This is a genomic window from Novosphingobium sp. B1, from assembly GCF_900176395.1.
In the GTDB taxonomy this organism is placed as follows: domain Bacteria; phylum Pseudomonadota; class Alphaproteobacteria; order Sphingomonadales; family Sphingomonadaceae; genus Novosphingobium.
The window spans coordinates 1-21,874 of the sequence record NZ_FWXL01000029.1; the positions used below are offsets into that span (position 1 = coordinate 1).

Genomic DNA, 21,874 nt, shown 5'->3' on the forward strand with positions numbered 1-21,874 from the left:
GTAATCTGACGACGAGTTCTGCATGTAGCGTTCTCCGTGAGGTTTGACGGAACAACGGCATAGCCGATCCGACCTGCATAGGATCTATTACGACACCGAACTGGTGTTCGGGTCAGACGATCCGGCCAATCCTGCCATCACGCGCAGGGTCGTCACGCTGATGCGGCCAGAGGACTACTAATCAGCGTCAGGGGCGGACATGTCACTGCGCTGCGGGGCATCGGCCCGGTAAATGGTGGGGAGGTAACGAGCGCATGAGCAGGCACAAAGTACCGCTTCGTGACGGGATTGCGGCGGCAAGTGCCTATGTTGGCTGGGACCGCCCGCTTCAGACCTATTTCGCACAGGTTCTGAGCGCCCCTGACGAAGACGGAGAGGAGATCGAACTCGTATGGGTCGGAACCGATTTCGGCGAGCTCCCCCGCGCAGTTGACGCAATCCGCGTGCTCGAACCCTTTTGCCATATCGATGCAAGTCTTGCCGCACAGCTCGAGATCGACAGGATGGCCTGCCTCGCCACGCGCGATGGACCCAATCAGCTCGAAGCCAAGGCCTTCATGGCGCGCCTCAGCCAGATCAAGGACAGGTCTGAGCCCGAAGCTTAGGTCGGCACGGACCGCGCATGGCTCGAAGCAGGGGCGGTTCAGCTCCAAACCACGCATCGAGACTCCTCAGCCCATTGGGCTGGATAGGATTACGCGCGCCTGCGGTGGCTGGCGCACGGGCCGGGCCACGGGCCCGGAGGAGAGGGGGGATGGGAGAAGGTGTTCCGGACAAGGGGTTCGGACAGCATCAGGAGAATGTGACATGAACATCGGCACCCTCAAGGCCAACGCAGAAGGCGTTCACATCGGCCGCATCACCACCCTGACCTTCAGTGCGACCGTCGCTCTGCGGGCCTTCGAATCCACCAACGAGCGGGCACCCAAGTTCGACCTCATGGCGCTCTCGGCGGACCGCCGCAGCTGGGTCAAGATTGGCGCGCTCTGGGAATACTCGTCGAACGAGACCGGCGAGTGCTTCCTGTCGGGCCAGATCGACGATCCCAGCCTTTCGGCGCCGATCCCGGTCGCCATGTTCCAGCAGAACGACGGCAGTTTCAATGTCGCATGGCGGCGTTCGAAGCCCAAGGCATCGCTCGACGGCTTCGGCAGCGAGAGCGAAGGCGCCCTGCCGCCGCTCACCGCTACCGGCGACGAACCGGCCAGCGACCGCAGCGTTGACAGCGCTGCGAGCAGCGGCGACGGTCTGGGCGAAAGCACCGCGCCCAAGCCTGCAGCCAAGCCCAAGGCGCGCGAAAGCGTTGATGCCTGATTGTCATCAGCCCCCGTGACCGGTGCCGCGACCCGCGCCGGTCACACGAGGAAGGCCCGTCCGCGCATGTGTCGCGGGCGGGCCTTTTCTTTTGCCCGCTGCTGTCGGGCTCCACAGAACCTCTGAAGGAACTCGGCCAACGAGAGGGAAGGGGGAGGTGCCGTTCGAGCAAAGGAGGCTTGAATGGCAAAAACAATCTGGACTCTCGATCTTGAAGGCTCGCCCACAAACGAAGACTGCGCGCAGATCGGCCACACTCCGAACTTCGACCTCGTGAATACCGCCGAAGCCATGCTCCACAGGGCTGCGCTGATCGCGGTTGCCGGTTCGCCGCCTGCCGGCATCACTTTGCGGATCAAGGCCAACGCCCATGATTTCGGGACCTATCGGACAGTTGAGGCGCGCATCGACAATGAGCAGGACGATGGCAGCCATGCCAGCTATCTCGAGACCCTCGAGGCCGGCATCGCCTTCTGGCATCAGGCCGGGTTTGCACCGCCTGAATTTGGCAAGCTGACGGCCAGCGATCAGCTTGTGAGTTTCGTCTTGGAAGCGGTCGCAAGCGCGCTGCGGATCACACGGCCAAGCAGCACCGGGGCATTCTTTCCGGAGTCCTCCGGGCCGCTCCACCGGAACCTCTCCGCAGCCTTTCCGGAAGCGGCGCAGCGCGCCTTTTCTGAAGGGGGCCTGCCATGCTGACTGATAGCGAGCGCTTCGCCTTCAGCGCCTGGCGGATCCATGCGTTCGCTTCGACGGGCAATGCCTACGACGCCGTGCAGACCGACGAGACGATCGCTGCTGGCGATACTCTGCTCATTCTCGATGAAAGGGTTGTCGGCGTCGCGATGACCTGGCCCTTTGCTATCACCGCAGAGCCGGGCAAGCTTCACGCGGTCTGTGAGCCCGGTCCCGGCGAAACCCTTGGGCACATTGAAAAGGCGCTCGATGTTCCAGACGGGTCAATCGTTCGAGCCTGCCGCCTCGCAAGGGTTCTGGGCTTTGCGATTGATGCGGGCCTCGTCGCATTGTTGCCGGAGCTGCTGGCGACAGAGGCGTGCGGCTAGCGCGGCAAGCTCCGCCACAGAAATCTTGCTATTTTGGCCATAATTGCTATTTTGACGCCAAGAGGAGATACCAGCATGCCAGCGACGGCAAATGAGCACCCCAGGGTTCCCCTGACCCGGTTTCACAATAACACCGGCGAGTTCCTTGATCTCGCAACCAAGCAGCCGGTCGTCCTCACCAGCCATGGCCGCGAGCGGCATGTGATCGCAGATAGCGAGTATTTCCGCCATCTCGAAGAGGCGGCGCGCGGCGTCATTGCGGGGCACATGAATATCGAAGCTGTCGCCTCGTCCGACATGACCGAAGCCGACCGCAAGGCTTTTGCCAACGCTCGGCCTTCGGACAGCGAACTCGCCAATGACCGCTGGGAAGACTGACCGCCCCGCCGCAGGCCATATCCTTCGATACGTCTACCTCTTCGAGGAAGAGTTCAGACGGGGCCGCGACGAAGGCGTCAAGGAACGCTTCGTCGTCGTCGTGGGTGTGGAAGGGTCACGCTATCTGGTCGCCGCGATCACCACCAAGGGCGAGGGGCGCAAGAACGCCATCGTGATCCCCAATGAGATTGCGCGCACAGCCGGGCTTGCTCCCGGTAGCGCCATCGTCATTTCGGAATTCAACCGGTTCACCTGGCCCGGGTTCGACATCAGACCCCTGATGAAGCAGCCCGGATACATTGCCGGACGACTCCCACCGCGGTTCACGGCAAAGATCATCGATGCCATAGCAGCCTGGAGATCAGCTCCCGTCGATCGGGATTGATTGCCGCAGCGTTCAGGCAGGCAGGCCCCCTGGGGGCCTTGTCCGATCGTGCATCCACGCGAGGCCAAAGGCGGCAACCCTGCGGATTGGCACACCCAAATCGCCAAGGTCAGGTGTTCCGGACGACTGCCGCACGGGGACTATTCGTTCACCGAAATCGGCGAGGACGGACGATCAATCCTGCGATCATCCTTGATAGCAGCAAGCCGAGACGCGGCGAGGTTGATATTCAGGCACGCAATCCGCCCCTGTGCCACCCGCACGTCCGCCGCCCAGTGCCCCTGCCTCTCTGGTCGAGCTTAGGGCCAACCTGCAGAAATGCGAGCCGTGTTGCCCGGCAAGCCGGGCTGCCCGCACCACCTCGATTTCCGAGGTTTCCCGCGCGAGGGCGCGCGGTGTCCCAGCTCTCCCGCCGAGGCTCGATAAGGGCACCGGCGGACGAGCCGTCGGCACCAAGGAGGCTCTTGCAATGAACATCGTCAACCTCGTCGGCCGTCTCGCCAAGGATCCCGTCGCCCGCGATCGCAGCGACACCCGCATCACCGAACTCATCCTCGTGACCGAACGCCCGGTCATCCGCGACGGGAAGGTCCAGAAGGACCCCGAAACCGGCTACCCGGTCAAGGATGCCGAATTCCACAAGATCACCGTCTTCAACGGCCTCGGGCTCCCGCTGCGCCAGCACAAGGCCAAGGGTGACCAGCTCGCCGTGACGGGCCGCATCCACTACTCGCGCTGGCAGGACGCCGAAGGCAATGACCGCTACGGCTGCGAGATCATCGCCGAAAACGTCGAGTTCCTGTGATCGTCAGCAGGGGCGGCACCGCGGTGCCGCACCTCGCTTGGCTCGACAGGCGAAGATTGCCGGCCTCATCAACCAAAAATCCATCCTGACCGACGGCGACAAACGCCATAGTAATATGGAAACCTGGAGGAACCGCCACATGTCGATTACCTTCCCCCGGAAGTTCACCATCGGGGGAGTGCCTGTCACGAACATCAAGGAAGGGTTGAAATCCCTTTCCAGAACGAGTGACCCCGGCTCCTTTGTCGGGCTTCGTTCGGTCTTTCCGACCCTCATCCACGGATCGCATGCCCTCGAAATCGCAGGCTTGCTTGGTTTGCTCGACGGTGAGCGATCCGATCTGACCCCGACAGGCAGGGCGGTTGCCCATTCACGCAGCGTCGTGAAAACCGAGTTGACCAAGGCGCGCGCCGTCCTCGACCAGTTGCTCGAGCGATTTGAGGCGATCAATGCCGACCCCGATCGCCTGATCAGCATCAACAGGGTCTACCTTTACGGCAGCGTCATGCGCGGCGATCCTCTCGTTGGCGACATCGACCTCGAGATCGAAGCCTCCCGAGGTCCTGCCTACGCCAACGACTTTCAGGGATATCTCAGGGATTGCCGTTCCTTTGTCCGGCGATTTGCACCGAACTATGTGCCTCCCGTCTACATGGCCGAGAGTGACAAGGCGATGGACCATCTCGTCTTCGGACAAAGGCGAGCGCCGATCCTCAAGGGGGCCGTGATCAATGGCAGGAACCTCAGCACGATCCCGGCGCCATGTCAGCTGATCTACACCATTCAGAACGGCATCAACCGGGACGCCCCGATCCTCACAACCCATCCTGATTTTGACCCGACAATCGAAACGAGCCACGAAATCCCGCACCTTGCATCGATCGACGTTCCCAAATTCGGAATCCCAGAGCCGGTTGACGCCCGATTCATCGCGAAGTTCCATCCCTCCGGGCGGATTGCCGCCCATGATTTTGCCTCACCGACGTCCAACCTGCTGGCGAGGCTACTGCGGGTGTATGAACGGCAATCCAGCACGCTGAAGGTCCATGTGAGCGGCGATACGCTCGACCCCGCCTTCGCCAAACGAAGCGGCCTCACGGACGACCTGAGCCCGAAGGGAACCATTGTCCTGACGGCCGAGACCGATCGCAGCGAACTGCGATCCTTCATGAAAATTGAGCGTAAAGTGGCGATGATTGATGGGATGCTGACGGTTGACCTGAAGGTCTGTGACCTCGCGACATTGCAGCGCCGCCGGAGCGATGAAGCACACGCCAACTGTCTCGCCGTGGTTGCGGCCACAATTCATGTCGCAGACCGATTCCACGCGGTCGCACTCAATAAGGCGGGCAGCAACTATCCGATCGAGGCGACGGTAACGACAGCCAGCTCGGTTCCGGACGAGATTGGTCCACTGATCCAGCAATTCGGCTCGAAGATAAGCGGGTCACTCGATTCCTGACGTGGGTGCTCGCCCGCCGCTTTGCCCGCCGCAACCATATCGCGAACTACGGGCGTGCTTTTGGCATCCCCCAGAGGCTGCCGTTCATTCAGCAGCACCGACTTCACCCTCCAAGGCACCGCTTCACGATCCTCGGTCGATCATTGTCCCTGTCGCATCAATCTTGGCGCCCCGATGACCACAGCTGCACCTTAAATGCTGCGCGACCAGCGCAAGCTTCATCGGGATCGACTTGGCGAAACACTGATCGCGCAACCTGGACGCCGGGATGATCACCACGCGGCGGCAGCTACGGCATTCAACCTGCGCATTGAGACCGTGGCGGACCAGATCGGCGACAGTGTCGAGACGCTTGCTTCCCATAAACGCGGTAGAACATTATAAGAACGCATTCGTCAACCGGAGCGCTGGGAAGAGTCTTGCAGCGCGACGTCTCCCGACCTCTGGCCGGGACCGCGCTCTATTCCGCCTCGTGCGCTTGTGCCCCATCTTCGCGGGGCTCAATGCGCCCGTGGCTTCACCGAGCCCCTGATGGGTCTCGGCCCTTCGGGTGACGATCGCTGACGCATTTGGCCGCGCACCGCGCTTACGCGCTGCGACCATGGGGAGCGGGGCTTTTCCAGCGGCTCGGGCTTCGCCCGGGCCTTGCGATTCCGTTAGCCCCGCCGGCTCTCGGTCCCGCCGCTCGCGGCCTGTTTGCCGCACGCACGGTCGGCGACAAGAGCCGCCGCCTCGGCGCGCGACTAGCCAGCCCTGTCAGACCGCGGCTCCTGCGGGAGCCGTTTCCGGTGCGGACGTCTCGCAGAGACGCCGGGTGACTCGCCATGTCGCCTTTTCGGCGATGTTGTGAGCTTGCCAAATGACCGGTCATGTGTGGGGAGCTGAATTTCCGTTTTGACCTTGCTGTGGTTTGCCCCGCATTCTACAACAATCCCATCGGGGCAAAGCAACCTCCCGCTCAGGCCGAGACAAGCCCAAGTGTTGCCTCGTAACCCTGCCCTCGGGGGCAAGGCGTATTGTGCGAGGTTCACTTGGCGTCTCTGGCTATTACACCTTCTGTCACCTTTATCGATCTGCTCCGGGCGTTCACCCGCATCGGCCTGCTCAGCTTTGGCGGGCCTGCGGGACAGATTGCGCTGATGCACCGCGAGCTGGTGGATGAACGCAAGTGGATCGCGGAGGAAGATTTCCTCCACGCGCTCAATTTCTGTCACCTGCTGCCGGGCCCCGAAGCGCAGCAGCTTGCCACGTGGATCGGTTGGCGTCTGCATGGCTGGCGCGGCGGTCTGGCAGCGGGGTTGCTGTTCGTCATTCCCGGTGCGCTCATCATTCTCGCGCTGTCGATGCTGTATGCGGTCGCAGCCAATCTCGACTGGGTCGAGGCGCTGTTTCTCGGCGTCAAGGCAGCGGTGCTGGCGATTGTGGTGCAGGCGCTGCTGCGGATTGCGGGCCGCGCGCTGGATACCGGCCTGAAGCGGGCGCTGGCGGCGGCGGCGTTCATTGGGCTGTTCCTGTTCGATCTGCCGTTTCCGTTGATCGTTCTGGGTGCAGGCGTGATCGGCATGGCAGTCGCAGCCAAGCGGCCTGACCTGCTGGCGCTGAAGCCCGGTAAGGCTGGCGAAGTCCTGCCCGAACGCCCTTGGCGCAGCACGATGCAGTCGATCGCCCTGTGGGGCGCGGTGTGGGCGGCACCGATGCTGCTGATTGCGGTTACGCTGGGGCAGGATCATGTGCTGTGGGAGATCGGCGCGTTCTTCTCGCAGCTGGCGATCGTCACCTTCGGCGGTGCCTATGCGGTGCTGGCCTACATGGCGCAGGAAGCGGTGCAAGGGTTCGGCTGGCTGAGGCCCGGCGAGATGGCCGATGGGTTGGGTCTTGCGGAAACGACGCCGGGGCCGCTGATTCTGGTGACGCAGTTCGTCGGCTACCTCGCTGCTTTCCGCGCCCCCGAGCCGTTCTCGCCCCTCGTCGCCGGACTGCTGGGCGCGGGGCTGACGACGTGGGTGACGTTCGCGCCGTGCTTCATGTGGATCTTCGCCTTGGCGCCATGGATCGACCGTCTGGGCAATGCTGTGCGGCTGAAGGGCGGGCTGGCGGCGGTGACAGCGGCGGTGGTGGGCGTGATCGCCAATCTCACAGCATGGTTCGCGCTGCACGTGCTGTTTGCCGAGGTCAGCCAACGGCAGTTTGGCCCGCTGCGGCTGTATTGGCCCGATCTGGCAAGCTTCGATTGGCGTGCGGGCCTGCTGGCATTGCTGGCCTGCATCATGGCGTTCGGTCTGAAATGGTCGGTGCTGCGCGTTCTGGCGGTCTCGGCCCTTGGCGGCCTGATTCTGGTTTTGGCATTCTGAGGAGGACAGCATGAGCATCATCACACGCAGGGAAGCCATCGGCACCGCAGCATTGACGGCGACCGGCATTGCGCTGGCTGGAAACGCAGGTGCTGCGGCTGCGCAAGGCGCTGGCAACACCGCGGCCGCTTTCGCAGGCAAGCACACCCCCAAGCCGTTGCGGTTCAGGTTGATGACGAACTGCCAGACGGCCATCACTCGAACATAGCGTCAAGGCGGGGTCCGACAATGGGTTCATTCGCTGAACCCGGGACCTGCTCTGCCGCAACCTGGCGCTGCCGCCCATCCGGGCAGGGCAGCGTCCCTTACCCGCGAACGCGCCTTATCCTTGTCAGGAAGGCGTTCGCCGTCGGAGCTTTCAGACCGTAATGCGCGCCGTGGCGCGCAGGCGGGTCATTCGGCATCCTCCGTCCGGTCAAGGATCGGCTCAGGCTCTCGCTGCGCTTGCCTTCACCACCCGCACGGCGGCGATGCCGGCTTCGCGGCATCGTCCCTGACAGTCCGTCGCCTGCCGACCAGCCCCGCCGAACGGCCTTTCAAGATTGGTGGTGTTCCCGCTGTAACCCCTTCGCAGGGCCGAAGGGGCGGCCCGGTGTGGCGCTGATGCGCCTGACCGGGCCTGCCTTCGTCTCTCTTGCTCGGGGGCGGGAACGTCTCTTCCACACACACAGGAACACCTGCCGAAACCTATCGGCGGTCGCCCCTTAGTCAAGGATCGCGGTCCCCCCAATTTTCAGCGGGAGGCAGTGTCGCTGCGCGCCAGCCACCACGCAGAAAATCGGTTCCCCCACGCCCGCCAAGGCGGCGGCGAGACGAACTCGCCGTCCCTGACACGGTTCGTCCGGCCCGATGGGTCTTTGGCTGTTCCCAATGTGGGGACGATTTCAAAAATCGGAGGCTATTATGACTGTTTTCAACTCGTTCGCAGATCTGGCTCAGGCACGGATCAATCTCGCCGATGCTCGTGAAGGGATCACGGAATCCTACGACGGGGCGTTTCTCGAACATAGCGATCTCGCCAAGCTCAACATCATCGAGGCTCCAATCGCCGCCGAGATGCCGGATCCCGACATGGCGCGCCGCGCCGTAGAGATGGCAATCGGAACGATCTTCGATGTCCTCAAGGACACGCGCATGGAAGAATTCGCGCAGCAGCTCGCCTGGGGCATGAGCGCTCTTCGGAAGGCTCCGGCTTATGCCGGGGCCTTCCGTTCTTCTTTTGCGCAAGGGGCGGGCTCTGGGGGCATCGAACCCCCTTCGCCCGCTGCCGCGAGCATCGCGATCCCTGAATGTATCAGCGGCACTTTTACCTTGGCCCGGCGCGCCTTGCCCGTGCTCGATGCTTCGCATCTTGCGGGCATCGCTGTCGAGCCGGCGGCTGCATCCGGACAATGTGCCGACCGGCAATCCTCAGGCTGGACCAGACCCCTTGTGGGCATTCAGCCACAAGCTCAGGAAGTGAGAAAGGAGAGGGGGATGGAGGAGACGAGCAGCGACAGGAGGCAAAGATGCTCGTCACATTCCGCGTCAAGGATATCGAGACAAAGCTCCATTCGGTACCGGCTCAGATACGCCCGCAAGAGCTCGCCGCGCTGATGCGCAGACTGCACACCGCGAACAGTACAATCGATGCAGATCCAGGCGAATTCCTGGCCGCGCCCCTGAACTTCGAGATCAATGCCAACGCGCTTGCCATCGCCGCGTTCGCATCATGCTTCGACCATCGTGCGGAGATGATCGCGATCGTCGAGGAAGCGCAGTTTCTTGGACGAATGCTGCGCATCGAGCACCAGCAATGGGATGCGCCGATCACGATGCGCGTGAGTGAACACATCGCTCTGGTAGGTGACATCACGATGAGCAGCGACCTTGCGTCCAAGGTGCTCACTTCTCTTGGCCGCCATGCAAATGAGTCTGGCCATTTGTCCCTGCAGAAGCTCGCCACAGCGCTCGAAGATCACCGGACTTACGCGGCTTTCGTCAAGGCAGGAATCACTCCGCTCTTCGAAAGCCTCGCGTTCATCGCCGCCACCGATTGTGGAGAGCAACATCCGCTGCTCGAATGGAGCTAATGACGAACCAGCCACCAGTTCATGAGCAGCCGGGAATCGGCTCAACTCGACGTCATGTTTAACGCTCGATCTGCAACCAGCCTCCTGCAGGATCGAGGTGGAAAAGGGTGCCCGGCACGTTGCCGCGGTGCCCTTTTTTCATACCGCTGGGGTTACGCCAATGCCGAACAGCCACGAGCCAGGACATAGCTTTCGCGAAGTCGCTGGGAACGCATGCCTCCTGCCGCAGGCACGTCCACCACCATCGCCATGAGCACCCCGCCAGCATACTGGTCAACCACTAATTTCCCGACCGAGAAGCCGTGCTGCGCCGGCTTCCGCACCATCGAAAAATTAGCGGTCAAGCCTCCGCTTCGCTCCGGTGACCAGCACACTGACGGGGCGCTGTTTCATGGCATGGCGGACGAGCCGCCAAGCGCCAGGAGGCAAGGTCATGTGCTACACAACGGAAAGCTACGAAGACGACGTTTCAGTGCTTCGTCAGATCAACCCAAACATCATCGCCCTTGATGAAAAAACGCTGGAAGCTGAGCGGCGCTCCTACCACACATTCTTCGACGTCCACGTCGTTGAGACCCCGGACGGGTATGCGTCGACGACTCCAGCATTCCAAAGGCATCCATCGGACAGTTGTAGCATCGCCTCTCGTCGCAGAGCCGGCATATCGTCAGCGCCGAGACAGCGTCGTCAGACATCTGCGCAAGTATTGTCTCGGCAATACGTTCCAGCACGAGGCGGTCAGCATTCGAGACATGGCTAAGGATTTCGGATAAAGTCTCGTTTCTTCGTTGCAGGATCGCAGATAGGCGAGTCTCGCCTGCCTCAGTGAGCATCAGCGCTACTGCACGACGGTCCCGTAGCGCTTTGGATCGAACGGCGAACCCGGCTGCAACCAATCGATCGACAAGCCGCACCGTCCCCGCGTGGGACAAGCCTAGCACCCGTCCTAATTCGTCGATCGAAAGACCGGTCGCGTGACCGATGACGACGATCGCCGCGGTGGTTTCGCCACCGCCGGGTATCGTCGGGTCGAATGCCGCCTTCTTAATTCGATCGGTGATGCCCACTGCGAGGGCGCCGAACAGATTGACGAGCCGGTCCGAGAGTACGTTCAAAGGGTTGCCTCATTCATTGACGGCGTATAGTGTATGCGCAGCGCATATATCACGCCTGTCTAAGCATGAAGGCAGGTCATGCGCCATGATGAAAGCGAGGCACCATGTTTTCGACATTACACATAGCTGAAAAGACGACCGGCTCTCGCGGGTCTCTCGCGTTGCTGCGCTGGGCGCTGGTGGTCATCTTTCTCTGGTTCGGTTGCATGAAATTCACGAGCTATGAAGCGATGGGCATCGCGCCATTGATGAAGAACAGTCCGATCATGAGCTGGATTCCGGCCGTTTTTGGGGTGCAGGGTGGAAGCTATTTTATAGGCACCGTCGAGCTCGCGACGGCCGCTGCGCTGATTATCGGTGCTTTCAACAAGACGGCCTCCGCTCTCGGCGCGGCGATGTCATGCCTGACTTATGCCGTGACACTGACGTTTTTCCTGAGCACGCCTGGCGTCGCCGAGCCGACCGCTGGCGGGTTCCCGGCGATTTCGGCCGGAACCGGACAGTTCCTGTTGAAGGACCTGGTGCTTCTTGCGGCATCAGCGTGCCTTCTACTTGCGTCCATACGGACAGCAGACGCGTGACGGCAAACAGGTGATAGGCGACGCTCCGGACCTGCGCTTTTGCCGAACCATACCCGCCTCAGCCCATAACGATCGACAAACCCTGTCGCTTTGATAGGGTGTTCGAAAACATGCTTTCGAGGGTTTGTCGTACATGCTGGTCGGATATATGCGGGTGTCAACGACCGATGACCGCCAAACGGTCGATCTCCAGCGGGACGCGCTCGTCGCAACCGGGGTCGATCATCGGCATCTCCATACCGACAAGGCATCCGGCGCGCGCGACGACCGACCAGGCCTGAAAGCCTGCCTCGACTATCTGAACGCGGGCGACACACTGATCGTGTGGAAGCTCGACCGGCTCGGACGCTCGCTGCCGCACCTGCTGACGATCGTCACCGATCTGAAGGCGCGCGGCATCGCGTTCCGGTCGCTGACCGAGCAGATGGATACGACCACGCCGCACGGCGAATTGCTGTTCTCGCTGTTCGGTGCATTGGCACAATATGAGCGTGCGCTCACGCGCGAACGGGTGATGGCGGGACTGGCTGCTGCCAAACGCCGGGGACGCCAAGGTGGCCGCCCGCCGATGATCGACGCCGAAACGCTCGAGCGGATCACCGCCGCGCTGGATGGCGGGGCCAGCAAGGCGTCCGTCTGCCGGACCTTCAAGGTGCCGCGTTCGACCCTTCTCGGCACGCTTGCCCGGATCGGCTGGACCGCACCGGCCAAGGTCTAAGCCGATGCCGCGTCGCGCCGTCCTGTCGGACGAGCAACGCGCGGCGTTGCTCGCGCTTCCCGACGACGAAACCCTGCTCGTCCAGCACTGGACATTGAGCCGGGACGACTTGGCCATCATCGTCCGCCGGAGGCGACCGCATAACCGGCTGGGTTTCGCGATCCAGCTTTGCGCGCTGCGCTATCCTGGCCGTTTCCTGCGACCCGGTGAACTGATCCCTGATACGCCGCTCGCGTTCGTCGCAGAGCAATTGCAGGTCGGACCCGAGGTGCTGGCCGACTACGCGACGCGCGGCCCGACCCGGTACGAACAGCTCGATGCACTGCGCGATGCATTCGGCTTCATGCCGCTCAGTCGGCCGCTGCGAACGACGTTGCAGGAATGGCTCCTGCCGATCGCGCTGACGACGACCAGCGGGGCTAGGCTGGCGCGCGTGATGCTGGATGAGTGCCGGCGACGGCGCATCATTGTGCCGGGCATCAGTTCGGTCGAGCGGATGGTCGCACAGGCGTTGCTCGATGCCGAACGCCATGTCGCCGAGCATCTGACCCGAGGACTCGATGCTCGACAGCGCCGGCTGCTCGATGCGCTTCTCCTGCCCCACACAGGCACGAACTTGAGCGATCTGGCCTGGGTGCGGCAGTCACCCGGCAAGCCCGGCCGAAAGACATTCGCCGCCATCATCGAGCGACTGACACTGCTTCGGGCCATCGGGATCGATCCGGATATCGCCGTAGGCGTCCATCCCGAGCGCCTCCGACGCCTGTGCCAGGAAGGCGTGCGGCTGACCGCGCAACATGTTCGGACGCTGCAAGCGACGCGGCGTCGCGCCACATTGGTGGCGACCATCCTCGAAACCATCGTTACCCTCACCGACGATGCGGTGCTGATGTTCGATCGCCTGCTTGGGCAGATGTTCCGGCGCGAACAGAACAGCGCGGACACGACACTCAAGCGCAACCGGCGCACCATCAACGGCAAAATCCGGCTGCTTGCCCAACTCGGCGCTGCCTTGCTCGCCGCCAAGATATCAGGTGGCGATATCGGCGCTGCGGTCGAGGCAGCGATCGGATGGAATGATCTCGGCCGCGAGGTCGATGAAGCCCGCAAGCTGATCCGCCCCGATTCGGTCGATCCCGTCGCGGTCGCCGCGACCAATTACCCCGTCCTCCGACAGGTCGGTCCCTCGTTCATCGCCTCGTTCACATTCGGGGCGGTGCCAGCCTGCCATGCGCTCGCGCGAGCGGTCGCGATCATGCGCGACCTTCATTTTGGTCATCTGCGCAAATTGCCTGCAGGCACGCCAGTCGGCTTCATCCGGCAAGCTTGGCGTCGGGCGATCGGCACCGGCATTCCCGATCGCAGGATCTATGAATTGTGCGTGCTGGTCGAGCTTCGCGACCGGCTTCGCGCCGGCGACATGTGGGTCGAGGGAAGCCGACGCTATCGTGCTGTCGAGCAGCAACTCATTCCTGCCCCCGTATTCGCCAACATGCGCGCGGCCGGCCCCTTGCCGATACCGGCACCGGATACGGCCGATATCTGGCTGGCCGAACGACGCGCCCGCCTCGCCCGTCGATTGGCCGAGGTCGAGCGAAAGGCGGAGACGGACGCGCTGGAAGACGTGCAGCTCAGCTTGGGCAGGCTGCGGATTTCGCCCTTGAAGGCGATTACTCCCGAGGAATCCGATACCGCCCTTGCGCCGCTCTATGCGCATCTGCCCGCGATCCGCATCACCGACCTTCTTGCCGAAGTCGATCGATGGACCGGGTTCAGCCAGTGCTTCACGCATCTGCAAAGTGGCCGTGCCGCGGATGAACCACGTGCGATCCTCACGGCGGTGCTCGCCGATGCCACCAATCTGGGCCATACGCGCATGGCGGAAGCCTGCAATCTCGTGACCCAGCGCCAACTCGGTTGGCTCGCCTCGTGGCATCTGCGCGAGGAAACCTACGGTCGCGCGCTCGCCCGGCTTGTCGACGCCCAACACACCGCGCCGCTGGCCGCGCTGTTCGGGTCCGGCACCTCGTCCAGCTCAGACGGTCAGAACTTTCCGCTCGACCGCCGCGCCCAGGCAACCGGCGCAGTCAATCCGCACAAGGGGACAGAGCCGGCTGTCTCCTTTTACAGCCACGTCTCGGATCGCTACGCGCCGTTCCATTCCACAGTTATCTCCGCTTCGGCGAGCGAGGCGGCACAGGTGCTCGACGGGCTGCTCCACCACGGCGCCGATCTGCACATCGAAGAGCATCACGTCGATGGCGGGGGCGTCTCCGACCATGTGTTCGCGCTATGTCATCTGCTTGGGTTCCGGTTCGCGCCGCGTATCCCGAATATCGCCGCACGCCGTTTGCACCTGTTTAACGGCATCGAACCCGGCCCCGATATTGCGCCGCTGGTCGCGGGCCGCATCGACGAAGGTCTGATCGAGGCACACTGGGACGACGTGCTGCGACTGGGAACCTCGATCCGCACAGGCGTCGTCAGCGCCTCGATCATGCTGGAACGGCTCGGCTCCTATCCACGCGCCAACGGCCTGGCACTGGCGTTGCGCGAGATCGGTCGCGTCGAGCGTACCCTGTTCACGCTCGACTGGATCGAGCAGCCCGAACAGCGTCGCCGCGCCACCCGCGAACTCAACAAGGGAGAAGCGGAAAATGCCCTGAAACGCGCCATCTTCTTCCATCGCATCGGCCGTATCCGCGATCATGCGCTGCAAGCCCAAAGCCATCGGGCGAGCGCGCTGAACCTCGTCGCCGGTGCCATCGTCCTGTGGAACACGACCTACCTGCAAGCCGCCCGGATGCATCTCGCCAACCTCGGCCGGCCGGTCCCGCCGGACCTGCTGCAACACCTATCACCGCTCGGTTGGCAGCATATCAATCTCACCGGCGATTACCTCTGGACCGATCCCGATGCGCCATCCACCGCGCTCAGACCGCTTCGCCAGATGCGCGCCGTCGAAGGCACGGCAAAACCTTAGCGTATATCTGGGTCCGTTCTGTGTACCGACCCCGGAGTTGTTCGCCGTCGCCGGCGTATGGCGGTCTTCGGATGAATGGGGTGATTGCTATTCGATGGTGATGAAGGATGGCACTGGTGCCGCGGCCGAAGTCCATTCCCGGATGCCGGTTATTTTGCGAGGCGACCAATATCCGACATGGGAACACGGCTCAGCCGCTGAAGCGTTGACCCTATGCGAGCTGCCATACCAGAGAGATATCAAAGTCGATCGAACGACGGTGCCCTGGGTGCGGACGGGCCGCTAGAATGCACTACTGTCCGGAAGCGAGCTTGGATGCCATGCGCTGGATGGTTCGATAGACTGTTGGGCGCGAAACCGAGAATAACTCGCTCAGCTCACTGATCGAGTGCTCGCCTCCTTCATGCAGCTGGTGCAGATGGCGCTGCTGGCGGTCGGTCAGCTTGGGGGGCTTGCCCTTCAACTTTCCCTTCGCCTTGGCGACCTTCATACCTTCCCGCGTCCTCATCCGGATCAGGTCAGCTTCGAATTCAGCGAAGGTGGCGAGGATGTTGAAGAACATCTTGCCCATAGGATCGCTCGGGTCGTGGATCTGTCGGCCGAGGGCGAGGGCAACACCGCGCTTCTCGAGCTCCTCGGCGATCGCCCGCGCATCGGGGACCGATCGGGCTAGGCGGTCGAGCTTCGGTGCGACCAGGGTATCGCCGGCACGGACGGCGGCGAGTGCCTGCGCAAGCCCTGGCCGATCGCGCGAAGTGCCGGTGAGGCCGTGATCGGTATAGATCCGGTCGGCCGACACACCGAGTTCGGCAAGAGCATGGCGTTGGGCCGTCAAATCCTGCTTGTCGGTTGAACACCGTGCGTATCCGATCAAAGTCCCGGTCATCTGTAACGCTTAGCGCCCCATCAATGAGAATCTAGTCGTACTACCTTAATGAGACGGACTGGTCGACCCCGATTTTGGAGGACGAAAGCCAAATTCTATTGATTGGCGATCGGGCCAAATTTTGTGTCCGTTGAGCGATCCTCTTTCGGACGGGGCAGATCACCATGACCGATGATCGTAAGTCGGAATCGGGAAGTGCCGAAGTCGCGCCACGGATGGCTGTGCTCCGTCGGCACCTCCATGATGCGGTGCCGCTGGACCAAGCCGCGACCGACGCCGGCATCTCGCTCCGCACCGCTCGCCGCTGGCTCGCCCGCTACCGCGCCGATGGTCCGGCGGGGCTGGCGCGTCCTACCCGACCCGAAGCCGGCAAGCGTACCTTCCCGAAAGAACTAGTCGAACTGATCGAGGGCATGGCGCTGCTCAAACCGCCGCCATCGATCGTGACCATCCATCGCCGTCTCGCCGCCATCGTCGGCGAACGGCAATGGCGAATGCCGTCCTATGGCAGCGTGCGCGATATCGTGCGGCGGATCGATCCGGCGATGCTGACCTTGGCACATGAAGGTGCTGCCGCCTTCCGCGACAAGTTCGAGTTGGTGCATCGGCACCGCGCCGAACACCCCAATGCGATCTGGCAAGCCGATCACACCCAGCTCGATATCCTGATCCTCGATGCCGGCGGTCGCCCGGTGCGGCCGTGGCTGACGACGGTGCTGGACGATCACTCGCGCGTGATAGCAGGCTACATGGTTTTCCTCGGCGCGCCCTCCGCGCTCAACACGTCGCTCGCGCTGCGACAGGCGATTTGGCGCAAGGCCGATCCGACCTGGCCGGTATGCGGCATTCCCGACGTCCTGTACGTCGATCACGGATCGGACTTCACCAGCCTTCATCTCGAACAGGCTGCGGCCGATCTGCGTATCCGCCTGATCTACTCTGCCGTCGCGCGTCCACAGGGGCGCGGCAAGATCGAGCGGCTGTTCCGCACCATCAACACCGAACTGTTGGCGGAACTGCCGGGCAATCTTCGTAACGGCAAACCGGTATCGCCCCCGCGCCTGACGCTTCCCGAACTGGACGCTGCGATCGGCACATACATCGTGGCGACCTATAACGTCCGCCCGCACAGGGCGATCGGCGTACCGCCCGTCGATGCGTGGCGCGGCGATGGCTGGCTGTCCCGGATGCCGGAAACGCTGGAGGAACTGGACGCGCTGCTGGTCATGGTCGCCAAGCCGCGCATCGTCCACCGCGACGGCATCCGTTTCGAGGGGCTGCGATACTTCAACCCTACGCTCGCCGCCTATGTCGGCGAGCCGGTGACGATCCGCTACGATCCTCGCGACGTAGGCGAGGTTCGGATATTCCATCGCAACGTCTTTCTGTGCCGGGCCGTCAGCCCCGACCATGCCGGCCTGAGTATCACTCTCAAGGACGTGCAAGCCGCCCGCATCGCCTATCGTCGTCGCCTGCGGAGCGAGATCGGAGAGCGGAAGGCCCGCGTTGCGGACTATCTGCCCGCGATCTTGCGCCCGCTGGGTTCCGGCTCGGTGCGCGCCTCAACGCCAAAACCCACGCCTGCCACGTCCCCCGAGGTGACACGGAGCAAGCCGCGTCTCCGCACCTATTACGAGGGCGAGTGATGGCAGACGGCAGCGCTCGCGCCACCAGCTTCATCTCGACGCAGGAACATCGCCGCTTCACCGAGTTTGCCAACGCCGTCCGCAAGCACCGCTACATTGGCTTGTGTCACGGCACGGCCGGCGTCGGCAAAACCCTTTCCGCGCGACGCTACGCGCGCTGGGACGGCGCAGTCGATCTGCTCATGACCTGGGGTGCGCGGCAGGCGTCCGATCTCAAGATATATGCCGACCTCGCCCGTGCGCGTGCCGTGTTCTATACGCCGACAGTCGGCAGCACGCTGCGCGAGCTTCGTCAGGACCTGCCCCGCCTCATCGATCGGGTCGATATCTGTATCGATCAGCATGTCCGGCCCAAGGATCAGATCGTCGTTTCGCCCCGGAAGCATTTCGTCGAACTGCTGATCGTCGATGAAGCCGACCGCCTGTCCAACACGGGGCTGGAATATCTGCGTGACCTGTTCGACCGGCAGGGCATCGGCCTTATCCTGATCGGGATGCCGGGCATCGAAAAGCGCATGGAGCGATACGCACAGCTTTTCAGCCGTGTCGGCTTCGCCCACCAGTACCGGCCCTTGCAGGATCAGGAGCTGACCTTTGTCCTCACGCGGCGCTGGCGCGACCTCGGACTCGCGATGGACGAAGCGGACTTCACCGACGCGCAGGCGGTCGCCACCATCGTGCGGATCACGGGCGGCAACTTCCGTCTGCTCCACCGGCTGTTCGTTCAGATCGAGCGCATCCTGAGGATCAACGGCCTGAACGCGATCACTGACGACGTGGTGGAAGCTGCACGCAGCACCCTCGTGATCGGTGTCACTTAGCGCTGACAGAACGGTGCCAATCAGCGCTGATATCTACAGAATGGACACCGGCAAGGTCATTCCCTGCGCAGGTTAGCTTACGCGGGCTGCCTCCGGTCGCCCACACCAGCGTGCCATAACCGAGCGAGCCACCATCGGCGAAGGCCACGGTTTTATCCGTCGGATCGACCATGACCACGCGGCGGCCGGTCAGCATTGTTATCTCGCGTTCCGACCAGAAGGCGGCCGGCCGGATCATGATGCGTTCGAAGCTTTTGTCGCCGGCAAGATAGTCCTTGGACAACGGCGGCCGTTCATAGGGCAGTTCTGGCTCGTCGCCGACCAGCGCAATCGTCCCCGCAAACTTCGCTTGCCGCAGGGCGATCGCCGTCTGTCCACCACCATGCCCGGCGCCCACAATGACTACATCCGCGCGCTCGGTCATCGGTTCGACCTCACCGCCGGAAACATGGCGACTAGATAGTCTGCAAGCACTCGACATACCCCCTTGGTTGAGAAAAAGTGGTGCCTTGAACTCGTGCTTGGTCCCGGGTTTGCGCCCCGCAGCCGAAATTGCGGGTGCCGCCGCGGTCATTGTGACGCTTGGGTAGGCAATATCGCCTATATCGGCTCCTTCCAGACCAAGGTGAATAATGCACCGCCAGGAGCCTACACCAAACCTCTAGCAGCATAGTCGCCATCATCCGCAGACGCCATTGGGATCAATTGAAGATCGATCACAATCTAAGAGATATGGATCCTGAAAAAGTTCTTGGCGCAAGAACTGAATTGAACACCGATCCAGTTATAGTCTCAGAAGGAACACCGGAATTATAGATAAGTGCATTCGTCAAATTTCGGATGTTGAAAGCAAATGAGACGCGATCAAGCTCGTATCCGAGCCTGAAATCCACTTTGTTGTAGGCAGGTACATTTTCGATCGCGTAATCAACCGCCGAGGTACTCCGCCGGCCAACCCTCGCGTAGCTTCCGAAAATCGAAGCCTTGCCCGGGCCGAGGTCGAACTCGTAGCGGGCCGAGACGTTCGAGCTGAATTTCGGCGCGTTCGGGAGCACAAAGTCGGCAAACCCCGCACCAACCGGAACATTTTTGGCCTTTGAATCGAGATAACTGGCGGATGCGGAAAAATTAAGTCCGCGCATCGGGCGGATAACCATGTCGAACTCGGCACCCCTTACCCATGCGTCGACGTTAAAGACGTAGAGCGCAAAGTTTTGGGTCGAGAAGGTTTGTAGATTCTTGTAATCGTAATAGAAAATCGAACCGTTGAAATCGAGCACTCCGTTGAGCATTCTCGATTTAACACCGGCCTCATAGTTCACAAGCGTCTCAGGTTTGAACTCGGCTACGGAAACGGGATAAAGCGCGTTTGCACTGGTATTGAACCCACCTGCCTTTGTGCCCCTGTTTACGCCAGCGTAGACATTGACATTTTCATCGAGTTTATATTGAGCAACGATGCGTCCTGACCAGGATGTCGTTGATATTGACTTGTCGAATCCGACGAACTGCACGAGCGGAACCGGCGACGCCCCTGCGAGCACTGCGCAAATATTGACCGGGATCGTAGGATTGGTCGTGCAGGAGGACTGATTGACACCACGCATCTGGTCACTGGTTACGCGGCCGCCGACAATAACACTGAACTTGGGGCTAAAGTGGTAGGTGGCTTCCGCAAATCCAGCGTAAGACGTGGTTCTCAGATGCAGGGCCGCATTGAGATTGATTCCATAGAACGGTATATCGTTTAGATTAGCATTTGCGCCGGTATGGATGTTGATCCACAACCCATAAAGACCGGCGACCCAGTCAACATTACTTACCTTTCCGGAGAGTCTGATCTCTTCGGAATATTGGCGGTCCCCAGGATTGCTTACATTTAAAATAGCTGTCGGGAATCCGCTCGCAAGCTGGGTGTTGTAGAGTTGATCGGAGTACTGATAGTTTGAGATCGACGTCAGCTTGATTCCGGACCCAATCGTCCAATCGATTGTCGCGGTGGCGTTAAGATATTTTCCGTTGAATTTTAGGTAGTTGGCGGCTGGCACATTGTAAGGGCTCTTCAGTGATGCCGCGCAGTCACCGAGTGGAGAATAAGTGGTCGGAACTGTCCCAACTGTCGTGCGGCAGAAATTCTGATACGCGGCAAAATTGCCGGGCGTGACGCCGACCGGCTTACCGTTCGCCCCGATAAACGCGCGCGTCGTGCTCGCGACAGGGCCGGGTTGGTCCGGAAAACGGTCTGCATATACGCTGAGCAGGGCCCGGAAATCGCTACTGGGCTTATACTGGAGTTGCGCACGGACAGCTTGAACATCTGTGCCGTTATGGTCTGGCCCGATCGGATTGCGGATGTATGCGCCACCCTTTTCGGCATGATATGCGATACGGCCTGACCAGTCACCGCCAAGGCTGCCGCCGACGGCCCCTTCCGTCATGAACTTGTCGTAGCTCCCATATTCGGTCGTGACATAAGCCTCGAACTCTTGGCTGGGTGCTCGGGTAATATATTGGACAAGGCCACCCGTCGCATTGCGCCCGAACAGTGTTCCTTGCGGCCCCTTGAGAACCTCGACACGGTCGACGTCGAAAACCGGCTGAGTCAGCGCGGTCGTGAGGCCGACATACGCTCCGTCCACATAGGTGGCGACCGGTGCTTCCTGGTGACGCCCGATATCTTGCTGGCCGACCCCACGGATGATCGTCGTGACATAAGCACCGCCACCCGGGGTAGTTGAGCGCACACCTGGAACAAGATCTGGAAGATCCATCGACGTTGTGAAGCCGCGGGCGGTGAGATCCTGTCCCTTGATCGCGCTGATCGCGATCGGGACGTCGCGAAGATTTTCCGACTTCTTCTGCGCCGTCACGATGATGTCGCCCTCAGCGTTTGGGTCTTGCGCCGCGGGGGCGTCAGAAGGCGGCGTCGGAGCTGGTTGGGCGGTCTGTGATTGAGCGTATGCGCCTTGGGACAAGGTCAGCAGTGTCGCAAGCGTGACCGGCGCGAGAGCAGTTAGTCTCATATTTTCATCCCTCTCCTTCCGGGCGGCCGCCTTCTGTGGACGTGCTCGCAAGCCGGCTTTTCAAAAATGATTAGAGACCTAAGTAATATATGAAAGGAAACGCGACGCAAGCCATATTCAGGGCACCCGGCCAGCAGCGTCGCTCCGGCCCATAGCGACGGTCCCGTCGGAGGTGCTCTATAGGCTGTACCGCCCTAAAAACGTACCTATCGTGACCGAGGACAACGGAAAACCGCTACCTATTTGGGCAAACAGGGGAGGGGATGGTTG

Annotated in this window: 24 protein-coding genes and 1 pseudogene; 20 read left to right on the plus strand and 5 right to left on the minus strand. The window is 61.8% G+C overall.

The genetic code is table 11. The annotated features are described in order from the left end of the window. Nucleotides 1-43: 43 nt before the first annotated feature. The 14 genes from B9A23_RS22525 (at nucleotide 44) to B9A23_RS20620 (ending at nucleotide 9,831) form a co-directional block, all read left to right on the plus strand. Nucleotides 44-181, plus strand: a complete 138-nt coding sequence (locus tag B9A23_RS22525; RefSeq protein ID WP_139797614.1) for a DUF3768 domain-containing protein — start codon at nucleotides 44-46, stop codon at nucleotides 179-181. A gap of 73 nt (nucleotides 182-254) precedes the next feature. Beyond that, nucleotides 255-605, plus strand: a complete 351-nt coding sequence (locus tag B9A23_RS20560; protein ID WP_084281192.1) for a hypothetical protein — start codon at nucleotides 255-257, stop codon at nucleotides 603-605. A gap of 202 nt (nucleotides 606-807) precedes the next feature. Further along, on the plus strand, nucleotides 808-1,314 hold the full coding sequence (locus B9A23_RS22985) for a DUF736 domain-containing protein (RefSeq protein WP_176218106.1): 507 nt from the start codon (nucleotides 808-810) through the stop codon (nucleotides 1,312-1,314). A 183-nt stretch (nucleotides 1,315-1,497) separates the two neighbouring features. Then, a complete protein-coding gene (locus tag B9A23_RS20570) occupies nucleotides 1,498-2,013 on the plus strand; it encodes a hypothetical protein (protein ID WP_084281194.1) in 516 nt (171 codons plus the stop codon). Beyond that, nucleotides 2,007-2,378 (plus strand): hypothetical protein, encoded by a 372-nt coding sequence (locus tag B9A23_RS20575; RefSeq protein ID WP_084281196.1) that lies wholly within the window; start codon nucleotides 2,007-2,009, stop codon nucleotides 2,376-2,378. The genes B9A23_RS20570 and B9A23_RS20575 overlap by 7 nt, the downstream gene beginning before the upstream one ends. 75 nt (nucleotides 2,379-2,453) lie before the next feature. Continuing rightward, on the plus strand, nucleotides 2,454-2,756 hold the full coding sequence (locus B9A23_RS20580; protein ID WP_084281197.1) for a type II toxin-antitoxin system prevent-host-death family antitoxin: 303 nt from the start codon (nucleotides 2,454-2,456) through the stop codon (nucleotides 2,754-2,756). Further along, entirely contained in the window at nucleotides 2,737-3,141 is a 405-nt protein-coding gene (locus B9A23_RS20585; protein ID WP_084281199.1) for a hypothetical protein, read from the plus strand. Before B9A23_RS20580 ends, B9A23_RS20585 begins: the two co-directional genes overlap by 20 nt. Before the next feature lie 469 nt (nucleotides 3,142-3,610). Beyond that, nucleotides 3,611-3,946 carry a single-stranded DNA-binding protein gene (locus B9A23_RS20590; protein ID WP_039330710.1) on the plus strand — a complete coding sequence of 112 codons (336 nt, stop codon included), beginning with the start codon at nucleotides 3,611-3,613 and terminating at the stop codon, nucleotides 3,944-3,946. A 37-nt stretch (nucleotides 3,947-3,983) separates the two neighbouring features. After that, complete coding sequence (locus B9A23_RS20595; protein WP_139797616.1) at nucleotides 3,984-5,408, plus strand: hypothetical protein; 1,425 nt, start codon at nucleotides 3,984-3,986, stop codon at nucleotides 5,406-5,408. Nucleotides 5,409-5,603: 195 nt separating this feature from the next. Beyond that, nucleotides 5,604-5,792: a hypothetical protein gene (locus tag B9A23_RS22990; RefSeq protein WP_176218107.1), complete on the plus strand. Its 189-nt coding sequence runs from the start codon at nucleotides 5,604-5,606 to the stop codon at nucleotides 5,790-5,792. A gap of 647 nt (nucleotides 5,793-6,439) precedes the next feature. Beyond that, complete coding sequence (chrA, locus tag B9A23_RS20605) at nucleotides 6,440-7,759, plus strand: chromate efflux transporter (RefSeq protein WP_254895224.1); 1,320 nt, start codon at nucleotides 6,440-6,442, stop codon at nucleotides 7,757-7,759. 10 nt (nucleotides 7,760-7,769) lie between these two features. After that, nucleotides 7,770-7,967: a hypothetical protein gene (locus B9A23_RS20610; protein ID WP_176218108.1), complete on the plus strand. Its 198-nt coding sequence runs from the start codon at nucleotides 7,770-7,772 to the stop codon at nucleotides 7,965-7,967. A gap of 641 nt (nucleotides 7,968-8,608) precedes the next feature. Continuing rightward, nucleotides 8,609-9,355, plus strand: coding sequence for a hypothetical protein (locus tag B9A23_RS20615; RefSeq protein WP_139797617.1), 747 nt, complete (start codon nucleotides 8,609-8,611; stop codon nucleotides 9,353-9,355). Further along, nucleotides 9,355-9,831: a hypothetical protein gene (locus B9A23_RS20620; protein WP_084281204.1), complete on the plus strand. Its 477-nt coding sequence runs from the start codon at nucleotides 9,355-9,357 to the stop codon at nucleotides 9,829-9,831. The genes B9A23_RS20615 and B9A23_RS20620 overlap by 1 nt, the downstream gene beginning before the upstream one ends. Nucleotides 9,832-9,983: 152 nt before the next feature. On the opposite strand, the gene B9A23_RS22995 is transcribed toward B9A23_RS20620, so the two are convergent. Next, complete coding sequence (locus B9A23_RS22995) at nucleotides 9,984-10,157, minus strand: hypothetical protein (protein WP_176218109.1); 174 nt, start codon at nucleotides 10,155-10,157, stop codon at nucleotides 9,984-9,986. A gap of 171 nt (nucleotides 10,158-10,328) precedes the next feature. Then, nucleotides 10,329-10,946 carry a MarR family winged helix-turn-helix transcriptional regulator gene (locus tag B9A23_RS20625; protein ID WP_254895225.1) on the minus strand — a complete coding sequence of 206 codons (618 nt, stop codon included), beginning with the start codon at nucleotides 10,944-10,946 and terminating at the stop codon, nucleotides 10,329-10,331. A 104-nt stretch (nucleotides 10,947-11,050) separates the two neighbouring features. Between B9A23_RS20625 and B9A23_RS20630 the strand changes: the two genes are divergently transcribed. From B9A23_RS20630 to B9A23_RS23575, 4 genes are all read left to right on the plus strand, one after another. Next, the gene (locus B9A23_RS20630) at nucleotides 11,051-11,527 is read left to right on the plus strand and encodes a YkgB family protein (protein ID WP_010339850.1); all 477 of its coding nucleotides are present in this window, start codon (nucleotides 11,051-11,053) and stop codon (nucleotides 11,525-11,527) included. Nucleotides 11,528-11,660: 133 nt separating this feature from the next. Next, the gene (locus B9A23_RS20635; RefSeq protein WP_010339849.1) at nucleotides 11,661-12,245 is read left to right on the plus strand and encodes a recombinase family protein; all 585 of its coding nucleotides are present in this window, start codon (nucleotides 11,661-11,663) and stop codon (nucleotides 12,243-12,245) included. 4 nt (nucleotides 12,246-12,249) lie between these two features. Further along, the gene (locus B9A23_RS20640; RefSeq protein ID WP_012449407.1) at nucleotides 12,250-15,228 is read left to right on the plus strand and encodes a Tn3-like element ISMpo10 family transposase; all 2,979 of its coding nucleotides are present in this window, start codon (nucleotides 12,250-12,252) and stop codon (nucleotides 15,226-15,228) included. Further along, the gene (locus tag B9A23_RS23575) at nucleotides 15,161-15,514 is read left to right on the plus strand and encodes an SOS response-associated peptidase family protein (RefSeq protein WP_353643806.1); all 354 of its coding nucleotides are present in this window, start codon (nucleotides 15,161-15,163) and stop codon (nucleotides 15,512-15,514) included. The genes B9A23_RS20640 and B9A23_RS23575 overlap by 68 nt, the downstream gene beginning before the upstream one ends. A gap of 6 nt (nucleotides 15,515-15,520) precedes the next feature. Here B9A23_RS23575 and B9A23_RS20645 read toward each other — a convergent pair whose 3' ends face one another. After that, complete coding sequence (locus tag B9A23_RS20645) at nucleotides 15,521-16,114, minus strand: recombinase family protein (protein ID WP_053556549.1); 594 nt, start codon at nucleotides 16,112-16,114, stop codon at nucleotides 15,521-15,523. Between the two features lie 164 nt (nucleotides 16,115-16,278). Between B9A23_RS20645 and B9A23_RS20650 the strand changes: the two genes are divergently transcribed. Together B9A23_RS20650 and B9A23_RS20655 are read left to right on the plus strand one after the other, a co-directional pair. Then, nucleotides 16,279-17,760 (plus strand): Mu transposase C-terminal domain-containing protein, encoded by a 1,482-nt coding sequence (locus tag B9A23_RS20650; protein WP_053085608.1) that lies wholly within the window; start codon nucleotides 16,279-16,281, stop codon nucleotides 17,758-17,760. Beyond that, entirely contained in the window at nucleotides 17,760-18,581 is an 822-nt protein-coding gene (locus B9A23_RS20655; protein WP_042853443.1) for an AAA family ATPase, read from the plus strand. Before B9A23_RS20650 ends, B9A23_RS20655 begins: the two co-directional genes overlap by 1 nt. Nucleotides 18,582-18,615: 34 nt before the next feature. On the opposite strand, the pseudogene B9A23_RS20660 reads toward B9A23_RS20655, so the two are convergent. Then, nucleotides 18,616-19,005 (minus strand): annotated as a pseudogene (locus B9A23_RS20660) (FAD-dependent oxidoreductase); the annotation flags it as partial. Between the two features lie 292 nt (nucleotides 19,006-19,297). Further along, nucleotides 19,298-21,604 (minus strand): TonB-dependent receptor, encoded by a 2,307-nt coding sequence (locus tag B9A23_RS20665; protein ID WP_084281206.1) that lies wholly within the window; start codon nucleotides 21,602-21,604, stop codon nucleotides 19,298-19,300. Nucleotides 21,605-21,874 lie beyond the last annotated feature (270 nt).